We start from the raw sequence: 19,567 nt of genomic DNA, 5'->3' as shown, positions 1-19,567 counted from the left end.
GGCGTTTTCTATTTTTAGATATGAGTACAGAAGAAGAGATCGAAAATTTGAAATTTCCTATCGGGGAATTTCAAATTCCGGAACAGGTTTCCGTAGAAAACATAAGAAATTATATTGATGAAGTGGCGAGATTACCACAAGCATTGATCGAGGAAGTCGAACATCTTGATCAGGATCAATTACAAATGGTCTATCGTCCTGAAGGCTGGAACATCCGGCAATTAGTGCATCACATTGCCGATAGCCATATGAGTGCATTTATGCGCTTTAAATGGGCGCTTACTGAAGATGAGCCAACCATCAAGGCATTCAATGAGAAAGGTTTTGCAGAACTGGCAGATTCAAAATTCACACCGGTAACGCTATCCCTTGGGTTCCTTAAGGCTTTGCATGCGAAATGGATCATCCTGCTGGAAAATATGAGCACAGAGGATTTCGAGAGAACTTTTATACATCCGGAATCTGGCTTTCGTTATAGTTTAAAACAAAGCCTGGCGAATTATGCCTGGCATGGGAAACATCACCTGGAGCATATCATAGAACTTAAAAAAAGAAAAGGCTGGGATTAACCAGCCTTTTCTTTTTTATAAATCGGAATATTACTTTTTTAGTTCCGGTTGAGCAGTTGTTCTCAGGTAAGGCTTCACCGTTGTGTAACCTTTCGGGAACATTTTATCAGCTTCCTCATTACTTACCGATGGACTAATTACTACGTCATCTCCATGTTTCCAGTTCGCTGGCGTTGCCACTTTATTGTAAGCAGTAAGTTGTAAAGAGTCAATTACCCTAAGTAATTCTTCAAAATTTCTACCTGTACTCGCGGGGTATGTAAGCGTCATTTTAATCGACTTATCTGGCGCGATCACGAATACAGAGCGTACGGTAAGGGTACTATCAGCTTTGGGATGGATCATACCGTATAGATCTGAGACCTTTTTGTCCTCATCTGCTATGATCGGAAAGTTCACCGTGGTGTTCTGAGTTTCATTAATGTCCTTGATCCAGTCCTTGTGAGACTTTACTCCGTCAACACTAAGTGCAAGTACCTTTACATCTCTTTTCTTAAATTCTTCAGCGTAATTCGCAGCAGCTCCTAATTCAGTAGTGCAAACAGGAGTATAATCTGCCGGGTGAGAGAATAGGATTCCCCAGCTATCGCCTAGAAATTCATGAAAACTAATTTTACCTTCAGATGTATCTGCAGTAAAGTCTGGTGCTATATCGCCTAATTTTAAATCACTCATAATCAGTCTGTTTTATATTGTTAAATCCTACTGAAATAGTAGGTTATTCAAATTTAAAAAATTGCAGGGAGTCAGATGACAAGATCAAGTTAAATTAAGTTTTCCATTTGATATTACAACCAATCGATGGCTTTTGATCTTTATTGACCTTACGATTATTCAGCACCGCATCCATTGCTTCCCTGATGTCTCTCCCATTAGAATGCAGGCCGTTGTTAGGTCTGCTGTCATCCAACTGCCCACGATAGATCAATTTAAGTTCAGCATCAAAAAGGAAAAAATCTGGCGTGCAGGCTGCCTGGTATTTTCTGGCGATCTGCTGAGTGCCATCGAATAAATAAGGAAATGAATATTGATTTTTCGATGCAACTTCTGTCATCAGGTCTGGATGGTCTTCTGGGTAACTTTCGGGATCATTACTACTTATACCCGCGAAGCCAAAGCCTAGTTGCCTGTATTCATTAGCGAGTCTTACTATCTCTCCATTTACATGCTTTACAAACGGACAGTGATTTGAAAGAAACATGATAAGCGTTCCTTTTTCACCTTTGATATTCTTTAGATCCAGCAGATGTCCGGTTCTGGTATCCATCAGCTTAAAGTCTGGAGCATCGCTTCCAAGCGGAAGCATTTTTGAGGATGTAAGTGACATCTTTTTCTTTAAAATTAATTATTAATGCTCAATATTCTCTATTTTTCCATCTTTAAATTCTGAATATGATGAGTGAGATTAGCTGGGAGGATTTCGAGAAAGTTGATATAAAAGTAGGTACAATTCTAGAAGCCGAAGAACTTCCGAAGGCTAAAAAGCCAGCCTATAAGATGCTGATAGATTTTGGAGAAGAAATTGGTAAGAAGAGAACATCTGCACAGATCACCAGAAGGTATACCAAGGAGGAACTTCCAGGGCGACAGGTGATCGCCGTAGTAAACTTCCCAGTCAAAAGAATTGCTGGTTTTAAAAGCGAATGCCTGGTGATGGGAGTGGTAGGTGATGAAACTGATGTTGTATTGCTCTCACCAGATCAAAAAGTACCAAACGGACTCAGGATCGCTTAACTCTGGGCTTCTTTAAACTTTTTATGCTGATCCAGTAACTTGCGGATGTCTTTATTGTGGCCATACAGCACCATGATATCGTCTTTATATAATTTGGTATCTGCATGTACAATTCCCTGTACGGTATTTCTTTCAGTTGTAGCTCCAAGTTCATTTTTACCTTCAGAAACATTCATGGTCGTAAGTATAAGAATATTGAATTCTCCTTTGATGTCCAGTTCCTTTACGGTTTTGTCATGATACTCTTCAGGTATTTTAGTTTCAACAATGCTAAAATTACTGTCCAGCTCAAAACTATCCACCACGCCTTCAAGATTTAATCTTTGTGCCCAGCGGTGAGCAGTTTCTTCTTCAGGGTGAATAATTTCTGTAATACCCATCGTTTGCAACACCGTTCGCTGTAGTGGATCTATTGCACGGCTAATGATTCTTCTCACCTTCATTTGCTTCATAAGCGCCGCGGCCATGATATTTGCACCTTTATCTTCTCCAATTCCAACGATCACCACGTCGCAATCCTTCAGCGGTAAGTTCTTTACTGCTTCCATATCTGTCGCATCCAGACTAATAGCATGAGTTATTTTCTCCTTCATGCTCTCAACCTTACTCATACTAATATCCACACCAATAACTTCGTTGCCCATTTCTGTAAGCTGTTCTGCAATGGACGATCCAAAGTTTCCAAGACCAATTACGATATATTTCATGTGTTAGTTTATTAAAATTTCATCTGTAGGGACTCTGTAATTAAGATGTTTAGCCTTCCGAAGCATAGCAATTAAAAGGGTGAGCATGCTAACTCTTCCAATAAACATCGTAAAGATAAGGACGATTTTAGACGATGATGAAAGGCTGGAAGTAATTCCTGTGGAAAGTCCCACGGTACTATAAGCCGAAAATGCTTCAAAAGCAATGTCTATGATCGGTATATCTTTTTCGAAGATCGTCATCAGGAAGATAGCGATGCTAATCACCATCAGGGAGAGCGATATAATGGCAAATGCCCGGCGAATGGAATTACTTGATACTTCTCTTTTATATACCTCGATACGATCCTTGCCTTTTCCAAGACTTACAAAATTTAATGCGGCAATGGCAATGGTGCTCGTCTTAATCCCACCACCAGTAGATGCAGGAGAGGCTCCAATCCACATGAGCATAAAAATAAGCATAAGCGTACTTACATTTAATGCCTGCATGTCTACGGTATTAAAACCGGCTGTACGCGGCGTAGCAGCTCCAAAGAATGCAGTGACGATCTTTCCAAACCAGTTATGCTCTGCCAAAGTGTTGTTGTATTCCAGAATATAGAAACCTAAAGTTCCTAGACTTAATAGAATTATTGTGGTTACAATGACGATTCGTGTATTGAGATTGATCACCCATGGCGAGTAAGGTAAAGGCCTTTTATTATTGAGCTTGAGCATTAGATTTGAAAAAATATATTTCAGATATTTATAAATATTCAGAACTATAGGGAAACCGATACCTCCAAGAATGAATAATATTGCAATTACCAGATGTAGCGGATAATTAAATCTGAAAATTGGTTCATAAAGACTGTTTTCAAGGGTAGAGAATCCTGCATTGCAAAAGCCGCTTATCGCGTGAAATACTGAGAAGAATATACGATCACTAATCTGGCTTAATTCATTTTCGCTTAAGCTGAAATATATAAATATCGCTCCCAGCAGTTCAGTAAGAAAAGTGATAGATAGAATTTTTTTTAGGACGCCGAAAACTTCACCAATACGTTCTGAATTGGTAGTATCTTTCAGCAAAAGCTGATTCTCGAAACTGGTCTGTCCCCGAAAAAAATAGCTAAAATAACTGGCAAAGGTCATGATCCCGAGTCCGCCCAACTGCATTAAAAGTAGAAGGATGGACTGCCCGAAAGTGGTGAAATAAGAACCGGTATCCACTACGATAAGACCGGTCACGCAAACTGCGCTGGTAGAAGTGAAAAGTGCATCCAGAAGTCCGATTCCTTCATGTGTCGCCTTAGGCAACATCAGCAAACCAGTTCCTACTAATATAATTCCCAGGAAACTGCTTATAAATAGCTGAGCCGGATTTAAGTATGCTTTATTGAACCTGAAATTGATGGTGGCAAGTTCCCGTATGAAGTATACCAGCGATGCAAAATACATGTAGGCCATCTTATTGAGGAATTGCAAACCAGGAAAATTCCCCATAAGAACATCGGTTTTCACGATACTTAACAGGAGAATAAGAGTCCCAAGGATGGCGTCGAGGAACCTTATCCTGGCAGGTACCTTGACCTTAAGAACAAAATACCGACATAGGATCGCTGCGATCCCTATCAATAGGACTACATAATAAAAACTGTTTAATTGTGCTTCCTGGGAATCTTCCTGTTTGAATCCCAGATCGTAAAGAGCTACGAGCAATGCGATGCAACTGGCAAAAAAGGAGAGCCGGTTGAGGTAACTTAAAAACCTCTCGTTTCTTAACCATGATTTAAATCCGGAGAATTTCAATAATTGGAATTTAGAAGCATGAATACTGGATTAAAATAATAGGTCCGGTAAGTTTGAAACTACCGGACCTATTTTCCTTAACAAACCGGTACAAAGTTATGTAACCGACTATATAAGATTGCTAAAATTTACCCAAACTATCGGTTACATTTCTGTTCCGAAGAAGATAGCATTCATCAGTAATTTGTTGGTTCCATACCAGAATGCTCTAAAGTTTGTATTGTCTGTAAATAGCATTACTTCCCCGCGACCCAGTCTGTTATGTTTAAATGGAACTGTTCCGGCAAGAGAATCCAGGTTTGGTTTGCTTATATATCCACTCAGTAAAGGTTTTTCTGTATAGCGAATAGGATTTTTGTAGCTCTGCTTATCTGCTTCCATAAAAATAGTCGTGTTTCTGAAAAGCGCGATTTTATCTCTATTGTATCCAAAAGCGATTGGATGAGTTCTGTCCAGATCTGCTTCAAAAATCGCCCCTCCAATTACCTGTGCACCACGAAAGTCACCACGTTCTCCAAAACTGACGTCCTTTGCGGTATTTTCGGTTTTTTTAGTCTCAAAGTCTATAAAATCATTGCTTTTTAGCCAGTTTACAGCACTTCTAAACCCTATGATAGTTCCTCCGTTTTTAGTCCAATCCTTCAGCTGAGTCGCAACTCCATCGTTCAATCCACCGCCCCAGGTACTTGGTACTATGATATCGGTATATCTGCTCAAGTCACTTCCGGATAGGTCTTTAAGATCAAGTTTGGTAATTTTCATGTTGTAACGCTGGTCGAATAAATGCCAGATCTCCCCGGCATCATAGGAAGATATGGATCCACCCACCAGAATGGCAACCTGTTGAGGTTCAATTGCTCGAAACTGGTTGCTTCCAAGATTAATTCCACCAGTCATTCCAGTTGGAATTCCCTTAATGGCTATATGGCTTTCTTCAGAAACTTCAGTGATAAAACTATAAAGCTCATCCTGTTCTAATTTTTGATTTTGAACAGGGATCATGATCGTTCCGGCAGCATACTCATCGCCTTCAAAGGTAAACTCTTCCATGGAAACTTTGGCGCGAAGACCTTTCTCCAAGATCATATTCAGAGCTTTTGGAGCAAGGTAACTGTGCCAGTCCAGCAGGTAGGCATAAGAACTATTATTAGGTTTCTCTGGTGCAGGTATTTCCAGTTTCTGGATCTTCTCTCCGGCATTTTTCATGGCAACATCTTCAGAAAAATCAAGATTGAACGCTAAAGGGAATGTCCATGCTGATATATCGTAAAACAGGCTATCCTGAAAATCCGTTCTACGTTCGAACATGGCTTTTAATAGTCGGTGTTGCCTTTGATTCTTAGGTACTACATAAGAATTACCTTTTTTGAATGTCAGGCCCGCTTCCGTAAAATCCTCATCAACTTTGTGAACTTCGATCTGGTGGCGTTTCAATATTTTTGCAAGTTCATAAGCCTTAATTGGATCATGTTCGCTACCAAAAGCATAGGCACCGTTAGAAGCACTATTTCGAGACTCTTTGAAGAAATCACGTTGATAGTTTAGCAATTTTTCACGCATGTTTTCAGCAGCTTTTAAAGTTGAAAGTGCCGCTGTAAATTGATTGCGAATCGTAAATGGAAATGTTAGAATGCCATTATCAGTTTCCTGCGCGTGGCCCCGAGAACTACCCTGTTCGAAAAGAATTCCTATACTTCCATTAATATCTGGGAAGGTAGAGCCTTTTCCGTAGTAGAAATCGTCGTAATTTTCTTCGGTATAATACAGAGATCCAATTTTATCGAATGCCTGAGCATGATAAGTTCCAATTTCTTTAGTCAGATCCTGGTTTAGCTGCGGAGTAAGCGGGTGTGTACGTGAAGGAATTCCAGGCTGAAAGAAGAAGGATGAATTTGATCCCATCTCATGATGATCTGTTAGAACATTAGGATACCAGTCATGAAATGTTTTGATCCTTGCCTGGGACTCCGGTAATTGCACAGGTAGCCAGTCACGATTCATATCGAACCAGTAATGATTGGTTCTGCCGCCCGGCCAGATCTCGCTGTATTCCCTGTCCTGTGGATCTGGATTGATGTTTTTGCTCTTATTCGTATTTGCCCAGTAAGCAAATCGTTGAAGCCCATCTGGGTTGAAGGCGGGATCCAACAGAATTACTGTGTTTTTTAAAGTTTCTTCAATTTCGGGACCTTCAGCTGCGGCAAGATAATAAGCGTAAAGGAGGGCAGCATTGGATCCACTGGCTTCATTCCCGTGGATGGAGAATCCCTGGTTGATCACAACGGGCATGTTCGAAAGAGCTTCCGAAGAATTTTCAGAGACTAAACCAATATGTTTTTTTCTGATTTCTTCAAGATTAGCAATATTTTCTTCTGATGAAACAGTAAGCAGGATCAAAGGCCTACCTTCATAAGTAGTTCCACGGTTTTCAATTTTCATTCGGGGAGAGGCCGCTGCAAGGGTATGCATATATGAAACCAGGCGGTCGTGGCTTACATGCCATTCGCCGGGAATGAAACCGAAATTCTCCTCAGGCGTAGGAATAGATTGGTTATATGAAATATCAGCAGGTAAATAGTAGCTCATAGACAGATCATCCTCCTGAGCGAGGCTTATCTGGAATACTAGAAAAAGAGAAAAAAGTAATAGTTTGCGCATTGGTTTATTTTTGAAAAGCCCTAATATAAAAAAAACCGTCCTGATAGGGACGGTTTGTATAGTGTATAGACGTTTTATCTAGATATCATCAAAACTTACATCTGTAAATTTCTCTGCTGTCGGAGATGCTGTTTGCTCAACTGGCTGCTCATCATATTCCTTTTTGAAATCTTTCTGGTGACGTTCGCTGATCACTTCCTCACCTTTTTCATTAACGATAAAGTTCGTCATTTCCTCAAGGATCTCTCTAAATCCATCAAAATCTTCTTTGTATAGGTAGATCTTGTGTTTTTTGTAGTAGAAAGAACCATCGTCGTTCGTGAACTTCTTGCTCTCTGTAATCGTAAGATAATAATCATCTGCACGGGTACTTCTTACATCGAAAAAATAAGTTCTTCTTCCTGCTCTTAAAACTTTAGAGAATATTTCCTCTTTCTCCATCATTCCCTTGTCGCTCATAAAATAGATTCTTTAATGGTTGTTATTAACGAGCTCAAAAATCTAAAAATTTTTAACATCTAGCAAAAAATTTTCACATTTCTTTTTCATTTAGCTGTTTAGCGTAGAGTTCCTTGTAGTATCCTTCAGTAGTAATCAGTTGCTCATGACTGCCTTCCTGTACTACCAGTCCGTCTTCAAGGATAATGATCCTGTCGGCATTTTTAGCTGAAGAAATTCTGTGACTCACGATGATCGTAGTTTTCTCCTTCGTTATTTCGAAGAGATTATTCAGTATTTCTTCTTCGGTTTCAGTATCAACTGCAGATAAACAATCATCAAATAAGAGAATTTCGGGATCATGTATAATTGCCCTCGCAATAGACACCCGTTGCTTTTGTCCGCCAGAAAGGGTAATTCCTCGTTCACCTAGAACAGTGTCGTAACCTTTGCTGAAAGCCTGAATATTTTTATGTACTGATGCATTTTTTGCCGCTGTAATAATTTCTTCTTCGGAAGCGTCTGTTTTTCCGAATTTGATATTATTTCTAATACTGTCACTAAATAGGAAAGCATCCTGTGGGACGTAACCAATATTTTCCCGAAGACTTTCCAGGTTCACGGTATCAATTCTACGACCATCGATCAACAACTCACCCTGGTCAATATCGTAAAGGCGACCAATCAATTCCAGAATGGTCGATTTACCAGAACCTGTCTTTCCAATCACCGCCAGTGTTTCCCCTTTTTCAACTTTAAAGCTTACATTCTTAAGAGCGGTGATATTCGTATCATCGTAAGTAAAGCTAACATTCTTAAATTCAATACTACCATTGATCGTATCCTGTTCGGCCTTGGGATTGGTAATTTCAGGTTTCTCACTAAGAAATTCATTGATCCGTTCCTGGGATGCTTCCGCCTGCTGAACCAGGGAGGTTACCCATCCAATAGCTGCAACCGGCCAGGTTAGCATATTTACATAAAGTATGAATTCTACGAGCACGTCGATATTCTCGATCTCTCCGGAAATGATCTGCCTACCTCCAATATAGATCACGATAATATTACTAATCCCGATTAAAAGGATCATAAGCGGGAAGAAAAATGCCTGTACCTTTACCAGGTCAATATTCTTATCCCTACTACCGTTAGAGAGCTCAGTAAAGTTATGGTTGGTTTGAGGTTCCAGACCATAAGATTTTATAACGGCGATCCCGCTAAAACTTTCCTGGGTGAACGTATTAAGTTTTGAAAGATATTGCTGTACAACTGTACTTCTTTTATGGATCGCGACGCTTAACTTATAAATAGAGAAGGCCAGGACCGGTAGTGGAATTACCGTGTATAAAGTAAGTAAAGGGGCGGCCTGAATCATAAAGATCAAAACCACGACCGTAGAGGTGAATGTTGTTACACTATACATGATAGCAGGACCTAAATATAACCTCACTTTAGAGACATCTTCGCTAATCCTGTTCATAAGATCTCCGGTTCTGTTCTTCTTGTAGAAGTTTAAAGAGAGATCCTGGTAGTGGCGATACACTTCGTTCTTAAGATCATATTCCATATGCCTGGAAACCACGATAAAAGTTTGCCTCATCAGGAAAGTAAGGAAGGCAGATATAAGTGTGGTTCCTACTATAAGCAGGATATTGTAAAGAAGTTCATCTTTGAGCACAGAGACATCGGTCACTTCGCCATTGATATATTCTTCAATAATAACCGTACTTTCACCAATTAAAGGGATATAGTAGATCCCAAAAATTCTGGCGGCAATCGTAATAACCAATCCAATAAGTAGTTTCCATTTGTATTTGTAGAAATATTTATTGAGATGCTGAAGGTTCTTCATTCAGTGAAATTCTATAAAGTTGAGGATTCTGTAATTTAACACGTTTAGAATCCGTGCTTTTTAAATAATTATTATTTTTGCGGCGGATTTTTGACCAAATTCAAAATCTGAATAATTTAAAAATCAACAAATTATGCAAGTTGACGTTCTAAATGCAAATGAACTAAAAAAAGCTGCTCCGGTTTTTGGACAGGTGTCTTTTGACGAACATGAACAAATCGTTTTTTGCAACGACAAAGATACAGGTTTAAAGGCAATAATTGGTATCCATAATACGGTTTTAGGACCAGCTCTGGGAGGTACCAGAATGTGGAATTACACCAGTGAATGGGAGGCTGTTAACGATGTATTGCGTCTTTCTCGTGGTATGACCTTTAAGAGTGCGATCACCGGTCTAAATCTTGGTGGTGGGAAAGCTGTTATCATAGGTGATGCTAAAACAGATAAAACTCCTGCGCTCATGAAGCGTTTTGGAGAATTTGTACATTCTTTGGGTGGTAAGTATATCACTGCAGAAGATGTAGGTATGGAAACTTCAGATATGGATACTGTACGTGAAGTGACCCCTTATGTGACAGGGATCTCAGAATCTCAGGGTGGAGCAGGGAATCCTTCTCCAATTACTGCCTATGGTGTATTTATGGGGATCAAAGCTTCAGCTAAGTTCAAGTATGGAACAGATGATCTTGAAGGTAAAAAAGTACTGGTTCAGGGAATTGGTCATGTTGGAGAAACTCTGGTAGAATATCTAACCGGTGATGGAGCTGAAGTTTATATCACAGATATCAACGAGGACAGGCTTGCAGAAGTAAGTAAGAAATACGGAGCACATATATTTACAGATAGAGATATTTATGCTGCTGATGTAGATATTTATGCACCTTGTGCACTTGGAGCGACCATTAACGATGATACCATAGACAGACTGAAAGTTGATATCATTGCAGGGGCTGCGAACAATCAACTAGCAGACGAGGTAGCTCACGGGCAGATCCTTCAGAACAGAGGTATTGTTTATGCACCAGATTTCCTTATCAACGCAGGTGGAATTATTAATGTGTATGCTGAATTGGAGAATTACGACAAGCAGGAGATCATGCGCAAGACGGAGAATATCTATAATACAACTTTGAGAATTCTTGAAAAAGCTTCTAAAGACGATATTACTACGCACTTCGCAGCTTTACAAATAGCGAAGCAACGTATTGCCGACAGAAAAAAACAGAATTTAAATTAGTCAGTTCTAATTTATTAATATTTTTGCAGGGCGAAAGCGAAAAGCTTTCGCCCTTTCTAATTCCTAAAAAGTTCTTTTACAATTATGTTGACAAGAAGACATATCAGGGTTAAAGTAATGCAGTCACTGTATGCATTTAACCAAAGCCAGAATGACAACCTTGCCACAGAAGAGAAATTCCTGCTGAAAAGTATGCAGGAAATGTATGACCTTTTTCTGCTTCAGTTGAGTTTGATCACCGAGATAAGAGAACATGCTGAAGTGTACCTGGAGAAATCTCAGCAAAAACACCTTGCTACAAACGAGGAAAAAGATCCCAATAGAAAATTTATTGATAACCAGATCTTCCAGATCCTGAATGAAAACGAAAGTATTCAGAAGGCATTAGAAGACCACAAAATTAATCACTGGAAACAGGATGATGAATATGTGGCGATCATCTGGAATGAGATTAGAAACAGCGAGCTTTATTCAGAATATATGAATACTCGTGAAGGTAGTTTTAAAGATGATAAAGAGCTTATTATCCAGATCTTCAAGGAGATTATAGCTCCTAACGAGAAATTATACGATTATCTTGAGGATAAAAAGTTAACCTGGGTAGATGATCTTCCGTTGGTAAATACCGCCGCTCTTAAATTTCTTCAGAAGTTAAAAGAATCTACCGGTAGAGAAAAGCAGATCGCTCGTTTGTTCAAAAACGATGAGGATAGAGAATTCGCCTTAAAATTATTTCAGAAGACCTATCTTAATGATGAGGATCTTTCCGAAGAGATGCTGGGGAAAACTCCGAACTGGGATAAAGACAGGATTGCCGAAGTAGATATGGTTCTTATAAAGATGGCGATCTGTGAGTTTTTAAAATTTAGTAGTATCCCTGTAAAGGTTACTATCAACGAATACCTGGAGATCGCAAAGGAATATAGTACTCCAAAAAGTAGCATTTTTATTAATGGTGTGCTGGATAAACTTTCTAAGGAATACCAGACAGAAGGCAAGCTAAATAAAATGGGCAGGGGCCTGATGTAGTAAAGATTTTTTAGTATTTTTACCTATTAGAAATTAAACAAAATAACTTCGTCATGAAAAGAACAATTTTGATGTTTGCAGCTGCAGGGGCTATGCTGTTAACCGGATGTCAAGACAACGCCTCAGATAAAGTAAAAGCAGAGAACGTAGAAGCTTCAGCTGAACGTGATGCGCAGGCGACTGTTTATCCTGAAATCTCTTTCGAAGAAACTGAATTTGATTTCGGAAATATTGCTAAGGGAACAAACGTTGAGCACGTATTTAAATTCACGAACACAGGAAAAGCTCCTTTAGTGATCACCAATGCTTCAAGTTCTTGTGGATGTACGGTACCAACCTATCCTAAGAATGAAACTATCCAACCGGGAGAATCTGGAGAGATGCTTGTAAAGTTCAACGGTTCTGGTAATGGACAGGTAACTAAGACTGTAACAGTATCTGCAAATACTGAAGCTGGAAAAGAACAATTAAAAATCAAAGCTTTTGTAGAAGCTGCGGAAACAGAAACAGCTAGCTAAAAGCATATATGGATCAATTAACCCAGTTTGCACCGATTATATTGATGTTTGTGGTGGTGTATTTTTTTATGATACGACCACAAATGAAAAAAGCGAAACAGGAAAAAACATTTGCCGCTGAACTTAAAAAAGGAGATCGCATCATTACCAAAAGTGGAATGCACGGTAAGATTATTGATTTCAGCGAAAAGAATAATTCGGTAATTATTGAAACAGGCGCCGGTAAGATCACTTTTGATCGTTCATCCATTTCTATGGAAATGAGTCAGAAACTGAATGCTCCGGTTGTAGAGAAGAAATAATTTTCGAACACATATTATTAAACGAAAAAGCAGCTCAAAGAGCTGCTTTTTTATTTTCTATAGCGATCATTAAGTCCTTTTCCCTGTGAAATTAGAGGTTCGATCTTTTTAATTCTATTTGTTCGAGTTGCTTGTTTTTTAGCCTCAGCAATATATTGAGCGTATTCCTTTTGTTTTCCAGGGCTTAGATCGTGAAAGGCATCTTTAAGCAACTTATTGCCATTTAATATAGCTTCAAGTTCTTCAGGGATTTCAAGAGACTTTGGTTTCGCTTTTAATTCCAAACCTGCTTTTTGGTTGGCTATCGCTTCTTCAATATAAGGAATAATCGAGGCATTGCTAATATTGTCATTTCGCTCAAACCTGATTTGCCTCAGGGCTTTTGTTTTGCCTTCCTGAGCATTGACCAGTAGTGCTGTGTTCTTCTTGAGAAATACACCCTGAAAAAACCAGATGGCAATATGGTTTTTAAAAGCTCCAAGACCAATGACATTTTTGCCATCCAGGCTATAGACCGGTGCTCCCCATTTGATGGAAGCTGATAATTCAGTTTGTTCCATTACGCCTATAAGTTGCCTGAGTTGTGCATCCCATTCGGCGTGCAGTAGTACATATTCTTTAATGGAACTTATCTTACTCAATTCTTCTATTCGTATTTCTTAGCGGTAAGTTCCGCAAGTTTTACGATCACTTCTGCGGCTTTCTGCATACTCTCTACCGGTACATATTCATATTTTCCGTGGAAATTGTGACCACCTGCAAAGATGTTAGGGCAGGGAAGTCCCATAAAGCTCAGTTGAGCACCATCTGTCCCGCCACGAATTGGTTTGATAATAGGTTCGATATCCACTGCTTCCATCGCATCACGAGCGAGGTCTACGATATGCATTACCGGTTCTACTTTTTCACGCATATTCCGGTATTGGTCAGTAATTTCAATAGTAATCAGATCCCGGTCGTATTGTGAGCAGATCTCACTGGCCAGATCCTGCATCATTTCCTTACGAGCCTGGAAGTGCCCGAGGTCATGATCTCTTATAATATATTCCAGAATAGTTTCTTCCACATCACCCTTGATGCTACTTAAATGGAAAAATCCCTGCCTGTCTTCAGTATGCTCCGGAGTTTCCAATCTTGGTAAGGAATTGATGAAATCCTGGGCTATATACATACTGTTTACCATTTTATCTTTAGCATAACCAGGATGTACACTTTTCCCTTCCACTTTTACAACTGCACGAGCGGCATTGAAATTCTCGTATTCGAGTTCTCCAATCTGGCTACCATCCATGGTGTAGGCCCATTCTGCGCCAAACTTATCTACATCAAATTTATGTGCTCCACGACCAATTTCCTCATCTGGTGTAAAGCAGACTCTTATTTTTCCATGCGGAATTTCAGGATTATTAACAAGGTATTCCATAGCTGTCATGATCTCTGTGATCCCTGCTTTATCATCTGCGCCCAGTAGGGTTGTGCCATCTGTAGTGATAATCGTCTTGCCTTTATATAGTAATAAGTCGTCAAAGTATTCCGGAGAAAGAATAATGTTTTTCTCTTTATTAAGAACAATGTCCTTACCATTATAATTTTCGATGATCTGTGGCTTCACATTTGTACCGGAGAAATCTGGAGTTGTATCAAAGTGTGAGACAAAACCGATCACAGGAACTTTGTGTGGAACATTTGCAGGCAGACTTGCCATAACATAGGCATGCTCATCTATGGTTACATCCTGCATCCCAATAGCTTTCAATTCATCTACTAGCTTATTCGCCAGGTCCCATTGCTTCATGGTGCTGGGTGTCGAAGTACTTTCAGGATCACTTTGTGTGTCTATCCTTACGTAGCTTAAAAATCTGTCTATGATATGTTGTTTGTTGGTCATCTTAACTTAATGATTAGGTAAATCTATAATTTATAGAATGTTGCAAATATAATTTTCGAATATCTCTTTTTTCTTAATCTTTTTAAAATAATATGGAAAATCTTGCTGGTTCGTCTTCAGTTTAATTGTAGCCTATGTATAGTTTAATTTTAAAATTCAGGCTATATGTCTTGAGCTTAAAATGCTAATTATAAATGAGTTATATTTAATGAAACCAAAAAACCATTATTATGAAGAACTATTACTTTTTAATTTTATCGTTTTTTATATGTTCGGTCTTGCAGGCACAGGATCGAACTATTGAAGGATTAGTAATGGACGAAAACTCTCAGCCGCTTGGTGGAGTTTCTGTTGCTATTAAAGATACTAATAAGGGAACCATTACAGATTTTGATGGAAAATTCATGTTGGAGGCTGAATTTGGTCAAACCTTAGTTTTCACCTTCGTAGGGTATGATGCTCGCGAAGTATTAATTGATCAGGAGCAAATTAATGTCACCATGGTGTCCGGTATGGCGCTAGGAGAGGTAGTTCTTGTAGGTTCGAGAAACCGAAGCCGTACTGTTGTTGAAAGTACAGTTCCTATTGATGTACTCGATGTAAAAGAAATGGCTACCGCAGTACCACAGGTTAATCTTAATCAAATGCTTAATTATGTAGCGCCATCCTTTACTTCTAATACTCAAACTATTTCTGATGGAACAGATCATATAGATCCGGCTTCTCTTCGAGGTCTTGGTCCAGATCAGGTGCTTGTATTAATTAATGGAAAGCGTAGACATAACTCTTCCCTGGTAAACGTAAATGGTACTTTTGGTAGAGGTAGTGTGGGAACCGATCTTAACGCGATTCCGGCTTCAGCTATTAAACGAATTGAAGTTCTACGTGACGGGGCAGCAGCTCAGTATGGGTCTGATGCAATTGCAGGTGTGATTAATATAGTTCTTGAAGATCAAACAGATCAACTAAGTTTGAACGTTACCACCGGTGCCAATTTTTCTAAGAATGCCAATGAGCAAACTGGTGGGGTAGATGGTGAGACCGTAAACGTAGCAGCAAGTTATGGAATAGGTTTAGGAGATAAAGGTGGTTATGTCACATTCTCTGGTGATTTCGATTACCGGGAAGATTATAACCGGATGAAAGAATGGGAAGGGTCTATTTTTAATGCATATAATGCAATTGAAAACCGTGCCGCTAACGCAGGAGCCAATATTGCCAATCTTTCTGATGATCAAATAAAGGATTTTGCTCAGCAGGTTTCTTACTTTACCAACGATTTTCAGGATGATATTAGTAATGCTCCAGATAGAGCTACACTACAGTCACTTCTTAGCCTTGATGTCACAGAAAATGAACTGGATGCACGTGGTTTGGAGAGAACAGACTTTAATATGAGAGTTGGTCAATCTGGTCTAAGAGGAGGTAGATTTTTCGCAAATATGTCTTTGCCACTAGATGAAGAGGGAACTGAACTATATTCGTTTGCAGGTATAAGTTCCCGAAGAGGAAATTCTGCTGGTTTCTATAGGCTGCCAAACCAAAGTCGTACATACACTCCAATTTATATCAATGGTTTCCTTCCGGAAATCAATTCCAAAATTAAAGATCAGTCTTTTGCAGTAGGAGTTAAAGGAGAAATTAGTGATTGGGGAGTTGACTTTAGTAATACATGGGGACAGAATGAATTCCAGTATTTTATTTCAAATACTGCCAATGCATCTTTACAGAGAGCAAGTCCAACAGCATTCGATGCCGGTGGATTTTCATTTATGCAAAACACTACTAATTTAGATGTAAGCAGATTATTTGAAGATGTTTTTATGGGAATGAACGTTGCATTTGGAGCAGAACATCGTTTTGAAAACTATGAGATCATGGCAGGTGAAAAAGGTTCGTATGAACAGTACACCGCTAATGGTGATGTAGTAGTGAGATCAGATCAGGACCCGGCTACCGACTTTTTTGGCAGTGCAAGACCAGGTGGTTCGCAGGTGTTCCCTGGATTTAGTCCAAAGAATGAGCTTTCCAGAGAGCGAAGCAGTATCGCAGGATATTTCGATGTTGAGATGGATTTCAGTGAAAAAATGCTGGTTACCTTCGCATCGAGATTTGAGAATTACTCCGACTTTGGTTCAACTCTCAACTTCAAATTATCATCCCGATATAAGCTCACCGATAATATCAATATAAGAGGTGCTGCAAATACAGGTTTCAGAGCTCCATCTTTGCACCAGCTTTATTTTAATTCTACATCAACGATCTTTGATAATGCCGGGAATCCACAGGAAGTTGGTACTTTTTCAAACGATAGCCGTCCAGCACAATTACTGGGGATTCCTCAGCTAAAAGAAGAAACTTCCAGAAGTATAAGTTTAGGTTTCACAGCTAAAATTCCTGATGCGAACCTTTCACTTACTGTAGATGGCTATTTGGTGGCGATAGACGATCGTATTGTTTATACCGGGCAATTTCAGGGACCTGGTACAGGAACTGAACTTGACAACCTTTTGGCTCAGGCTAATGCTACTGCAGCTTCTTTCTTTGCAAATGCAATCGATACAGAATCTAAAGGTTTGGATATTGTATTAACGCACAGTGCGATCTTCAATGATGATGTAAGTCTTAAATCTGATCTTGCAGCAACTTTGTCCAAGACCAAACAAGTTGGAGATATAAATGCTTCTGATGTTCTCGAAAGAGCTGGTTTAGTAGATACTTATTTTCCGGAAGATAGCCGTGTGTACCTTGAAGAAGCAGTGCCAAGAACTAAAGTGAATCTAACTAACAGTTTGACAGCCGGGGACTTTAATGTATTTCTAAGAAATGTTTATTTCGGTGAAGTGACAGAAGCTTCAACAACATTGGCAAATCAGCAGGTTTTTAGTTCAAAAGTGGTGACAGACCTTTCTGTTGGATATAAGGCCACAGATGCTCTTACCTTTACAATTGGAGCTAACAACCTGTTCGATATTTATCCAGATAGAGCAGAAGAGGCATTCAACAACCGTAGTTCAGGAAGATTTGACTGGTCTCGTAGAGCTCAGCAATTTGGGATTGGAGGACGATTTATGTTTGCAAGAATGAGTATAACTCTTGATTAAATAGTTCAATTAAAGGTATAAAAGGCAGCCAGATGGCTGCCTTTTTTATTTTCGATAGCATAGAAGTAAACCCGATTGAGGTTTGCTTTTATAGAATTTCAATTACTTTTGCATAAACCTACCTAGATGTATAAGTCACTCATAAGACCAGCGCTTTTCAAGTACGATCCAGAGCAGATTCATTATTTCACTTTTAATATTCTTCGGAAATTCTGTAAGGTCCCCGGAGCATTAGCCTTTCTTAGATCAAGATTCAATATTTCTGACAAGCGTTTGGAACGGGAAGTCTTCGGACTGAAGTTTAAGAATCCTGTAGGTCTGGCCGCAGGTTTTGATAAAGATGCAAAACTTTACAAAGAACTTTCAGCTTTAGGTTTTGGTTTTGTGGAAGTAGGAACTGTAACGCCAAAGCCTCAGCCAGGAAATGAGAAAACCAGATTATTCAGGTTGCCCGAAGATTCAGCCATTATAAACCGTATGGGTTTCAATAATGAAGGGGTGGAGCAGATGGTGGCCAGATTAAAGAAAAATACAAACGTGCTTATTGGTGGTAATATTGGGAAGAACAAGCTTACTCCAAATGATAAAGCGGTAGATGATTATGTTTATTCCTTTGAAGCACTCTTTAATTACGTAGATTATTTTGTGGTGAATGTAAGCTCGCCAAATACTCCGAACCTAAGGGAACTTCAGGATAAAGAACCATTAAAAGCCCTGCTGAACACTCTTCAGAAGAAAAATGAACTTAAGAATACTTCGAAGCCTATCTTATTAAAGATCGCACCAGATCTTACAGACGAACAACTTTTGGATATTATTGAGATCGTTCAGGAAACCGGAATCGCCGGGGTGATCGCTACTAATACCACAATTTCACGTGAAGGACTGCAGTCTGAGAACAAAAGCGAAATGGGCGGACTTAGCGGAAAACCTCTCACTAAAAGGGCTACAGAAGTGATACGTTTTCTTTCTGAAAAAAGCGGTCGTTCCTGTCCTATTATTGGGGTTGGTGGAATACATTCGGCTGAAGATGCTGTGGAAAAACTGGAAGCCGGAGCAAGTTTGGTTCAGCTATACACAGGCTTTATTTATGAAGGCCCTCAGCTAATAAAAGATATTAACAAGAAGATTCTGGAGAAAGGATTATAGCTAAGATGCTCGAACAACTAATTCCATTTCTTACAGCGTCCATACTACTTACATTTTCACCGGGACCAGATATCATCTATGTGCTGGTAAGATCGATCGCATATGGAGCAAAACAGGGAATAGCTACGGCACTTGGACTGGTCTCTGGAATAATTATTCATACCAGCCTTGTTGCATTTGGAGTTTCCGCGATCATTCGGCAATCTGAAATTACTTTTCTCATCATAAAAATACTTGGAGCTTTGTATTTGCTATACCTCGCATACCAGGTATACAGATCTAATCCTGAAATTGCCTTATCTTCAGAAAGAATTAAAAATAAAAGTCTGTGGTCATTATTTCGACAGGGATTCATCATGAACGTCCTGAATCCAAAAGTTGGAATTTTTTTCCTCGCATTCTTTCCTGGATTTCTGTGGGAACCTGATGGCGATACCGTTTGGCAATTTTATGTTCTTGGTTTTGTTTTCATGTTACAGGCACTGGTCATTTTCTGTCTGGTGGCTTTTGCCGCAAACAGGATTTCCGGCTGGGTAAGATCTCATCCCTCTTCTGGTATATTTCTGAAATGGTTACAGGTGGTCATAT

18 protein-coding genes are annotated in these 19,567 nt (G+C 39.3%); 9 read left to right on the top strand and 9 right to left on the bottom strand.

The annotated features are described in order from the left end of the window. Positions 1-20 precede the first annotated feature (20 nt). Positions 21-569 carry a YfiT family bacillithiol transferase gene (locus tag ACNI3T_RS03355; protein ID WP_322302108.1) on the top strand — a complete coding sequence of 183 codons (549 nt, stop codon included), beginning with the start codon at positions 21-23 and terminating at the stop codon, positions 567-569. A gap of 30 nt (positions 570-599) precedes the next feature. Here ACNI3T_RS03355 and ACNI3T_RS03350 read toward each other — a convergent pair whose 3' ends face one another. Both ACNI3T_RS03350 and ACNI3T_RS03345 read right to left on the bottom strand, forming a co-directional pair. Then, positions 600-1,244: a peroxiredoxin gene (locus tag ACNI3T_RS03350; protein WP_418226620.1), complete on the bottom strand. Its 645-nt coding sequence runs from the start codon at positions 1,242-1,244 to the stop codon at positions 600-602. Between the two features lie 94 nt (positions 1,245-1,338). Next, positions 1,339-1,896, bottom strand: a complete 558-nt coding sequence (locus ACNI3T_RS03345) for a thioredoxin family protein (RefSeq protein WP_418226619.1) — start codon at positions 1,894-1,896, stop codon at positions 1,339-1,341. Positions 1,897-1,964: 68 nt separating this feature from the next. Here ACNI3T_RS03345 and ACNI3T_RS03340 point away from each other — a divergent pair, with 68 nt between their 5' ends. Then, the gene (locus ACNI3T_RS03340; protein WP_418226849.1) at positions 1,965-2,303 is read left to right on the top strand and encodes a tRNA-binding protein; all 339 of its coding nucleotides are present in this window, start codon (positions 1,965-1,967) and stop codon (positions 2,301-2,303) included. Here the strand turns inward: ACNI3T_RS03340 and ACNI3T_RS03335 are convergent. From ACNI3T_RS03335 to ACNI3T_RS03315, 5 genes are all read right to left on the bottom strand, one after another. Further along, positions 2,300-3,010, bottom strand: coding sequence for a potassium channel family protein (locus ACNI3T_RS03335; RefSeq protein ID WP_322302111.1), 711 nt, complete (start codon positions 3,008-3,010; stop codon positions 2,300-2,302). The genes ACNI3T_RS03340 and ACNI3T_RS03335 overlap by 4 nt on opposite strands. Positions 3,011-3,013: 3 nt before the next feature. Beyond that, complete coding sequence (locus ACNI3T_RS03330; protein ID WP_418226618.1) at positions 3,014-4,804, bottom strand: TrkH family potassium uptake protein; 1,791 nt, start codon at positions 4,802-4,804, stop codon at positions 3,014-3,016. Between the two features lie 144 nt (positions 4,805-4,948). Further along, on the bottom strand, positions 4,949-7,462 hold the full coding sequence (locus tag ACNI3T_RS03325) for a M14 family metallopeptidase (protein ID WP_418226617.1): 2,514 nt from the start codon (positions 7,460-7,462) through the stop codon (positions 4,949-4,951). Positions 7,463-7,540: 78 nt separating this feature from the next. Continuing rightward, the gene (locus ACNI3T_RS03320; protein WP_418226616.1) at positions 7,541-7,921 is read right to left on the bottom strand and encodes a PUR family DNA/RNA-binding protein; all 381 of its coding nucleotides are present in this window, start codon (positions 7,919-7,921) and stop codon (positions 7,541-7,543) included. Between the two features lie 73 nt (positions 7,922-7,994). Further along, a complete protein-coding gene (locus ACNI3T_RS03315; RefSeq protein ID WP_418226615.1) occupies positions 7,995-9,752 on the bottom strand; it encodes an ABC transporter ATP-binding protein in 1,758 nt (585 codons plus the stop codon). Between the two features lie 133 nt (positions 9,753-9,885). On the opposite strand from ACNI3T_RS03315, the gene ACNI3T_RS03310 reads away from it, so the two are divergent. From ACNI3T_RS03310 to yajC, 4 genes are all read left to right on the top strand, one after another. Next, positions 9,886-10,989, top strand: a complete 1,104-nt coding sequence (locus ACNI3T_RS03310; RefSeq protein ID WP_418226614.1) for a Glu/Leu/Phe/Val family dehydrogenase — start codon at positions 9,886-9,888, stop codon at positions 10,987-10,989. An 84-nt stretch (positions 10,990-11,073) separates the two neighbouring features. Next, on the top strand, positions 11,074-12,018 hold the full coding sequence (gene nusB, locus ACNI3T_RS03305) for a transcription antitermination factor NusB (protein ID WP_141877038.1): 945 nt from the start codon (positions 11,074-11,076) through the stop codon (positions 12,016-12,018). Between the two features lie 53 nt (positions 12,019-12,071). Next, entirely contained in the window at positions 12,072-12,536 is a 465-nt protein-coding gene (locus tag ACNI3T_RS03300) for a DUF1573 domain-containing protein (RefSeq protein ID WP_322302117.1), read from the top strand. 8 nt (positions 12,537-12,544) lie between these two features. Beyond that, positions 12,545-12,838 carry a preprotein translocase subunit YajC gene (yajC, locus tag ACNI3T_RS03295; protein ID WP_295179343.1) on the top strand — a complete coding sequence of 98 codons (294 nt, stop codon included), beginning with the start codon at positions 12,545-12,547 and terminating at the stop codon, positions 12,836-12,838. Between the two features lie 50 nt (positions 12,839-12,888). Here the strand turns inward: yajC and ACNI3T_RS03290 are convergent, their stop codons facing one another. Together ACNI3T_RS03290 and pepT are read right to left on the bottom strand one after the other, a co-directional pair. Further along, positions 12,889-13,479 carry a YdeI/OmpD-associated family protein gene (locus ACNI3T_RS03290; protein ID WP_418226613.1) on the bottom strand — a complete coding sequence of 197 codons (591 nt, stop codon included), beginning with the start codon at positions 13,477-13,479 and terminating at the stop codon, positions 12,889-12,891. Positions 13,480-13,484: 5 nt separating this feature from the next. Continuing rightward, on the bottom strand, positions 13,485-14,726 hold the full coding sequence (gene pepT / locus ACNI3T_RS03285) for a peptidase T (RefSeq protein WP_418226611.1): 1,242 nt from the start codon (positions 14,724-14,726) through the stop codon (positions 13,485-13,487). A 230-nt stretch (positions 14,727-14,956) separates the two neighbouring features. Between pepT and ACNI3T_RS03280 the strand changes: the two genes are divergently transcribed. From ACNI3T_RS03280 to ACNI3T_RS03270, 3 genes are all read left to right on the top strand, one after another. Next, positions 14,957-17,830: a TonB-dependent receptor gene (locus ACNI3T_RS03280; protein WP_418226610.1), complete on the top strand. Its 2,874-nt coding sequence runs from the start codon at positions 14,957-14,959 to the stop codon at positions 17,828-17,830. Positions 17,831-17,956: 126 nt separating this feature from the next. After that, entirely contained in the window at positions 17,957-18,979 is a 1,023-nt protein-coding gene (locus tag ACNI3T_RS03275; protein ID WP_418226609.1) for a quinone-dependent dihydroorotate dehydrogenase, read from the top strand. A 5-nt stretch (positions 18,980-18,984) separates the two neighbouring features. Continuing rightward, a partial coding sequence (locus tag ACNI3T_RS03270) for a LysE family translocator (protein WP_418226608.1) occupies positions 18,985-19,567 on the top strand: 583 nt, incomplete at its 3' end.

It is taken from the genome of Christiangramia qingdaonensis (assembly GCF_048381525.1).
Classification (GTDB): Bacteria; Bacteroidota; Bacteroidia; order Flavobacteriales; family Flavobacteriaceae; genus Christiangramia.
Note: the sequence above shows the minus strand (reverse complement) of the source record. Positions and strands in the feature narration are given on the sequence as shown.

Coding starts and splice junctions, on each gene's coding strand:
- ACNI3T_RS03320 (WP_418226616.1), bottom strand. CDS start 7,921: ATGAGCGACAAGGGAATGATGGAGAAAGAGGAAATATTCTCTAAAGTT.
- ACNI3T_RS03340 (WP_418226849.1), top strand. CDS start 1,965: ATGAGTGAGATTAGCTGGGAGGATTTCGAGAAAGTTGATATAAAAGTA.
- ACNI3T_RS03280 (WP_418226610.1), top strand. CDS start 14,957: ATGAAGAACTATTACTTTTTAATTTTATCGTTTTTTATATGTTCGGTC.
- nusB (WP_141877038.1), top strand. CDS start 11,074: ATGTTGACAAGAAGACATATCAGGGTTAAAGTAATGCAGTCACTGTAT.
- ACNI3T_RS03315 (WP_418226615.1), bottom strand. CDS start 9,752: ATGAAGAACCTTCAGCATCTCAATAAATATTTCTACAAATACAAATGG.
- ACNI3T_RS03355 (WP_322302108.1), top strand. CDS start 21: ATGAGTACAGAAGAAGAGATCGAAAATTTGAAATTTCCTATCGGGGAA.
- yajC (WP_295179343.1), top strand. CDS start 12,545: ATGGATCAATTAACCCAGTTTGCACCGATTATATTGATGTTTGTGGTG.
- ACNI3T_RS03345 (WP_418226619.1), bottom strand. CDS start 1,896: ATGTCACTTACATCCTCAAAAATGCTTCCGCTTGGAAGCGATGCTCCA.
- pepT (WP_418226611.1), bottom strand. CDS start 14,726: ATGACCAACAAACAACATATCATAGACAGATTTTTAAGCTACGTAAGG.
- ACNI3T_RS03310 (WP_418226614.1), top strand. CDS start 9,886: ATGCAAGTTGACGTTCTAAATGCAAATGAACTAAAAAAAGCTGCTCCG.
- ACNI3T_RS03350 (WP_418226620.1), bottom strand. CDS start 1,244: ATGAGTGATTTAAAATTAGGCGATATAGCACCAGACTTTACTGCAGAT.
- ACNI3T_RS03325 (WP_418226617.1), bottom strand. CDS start 7,462: ATGCGCAAACTATTACTTTTTTCTCTTTTTCTAGTATTCCAGATAAGC.
- ACNI3T_RS03335 (WP_322302111.1), bottom strand. CDS start 3,010: ATGAAATATATCGTAATTGGTCTTGGAAACTTTGGATCGTCCATTGCA.
- ACNI3T_RS03275 (WP_418226609.1), top strand. CDS start 17,957: ATGTATAAGTCACTCATAAGACCAGCGCTTTTCAAGTACGATCCAGAG.
- ACNI3T_RS03300 (WP_322302117.1), top strand. CDS start 12,072: ATGAAAAGAACAATTTTGATGTTTGCAGCTGCAGGGGCTATGCTGTTA.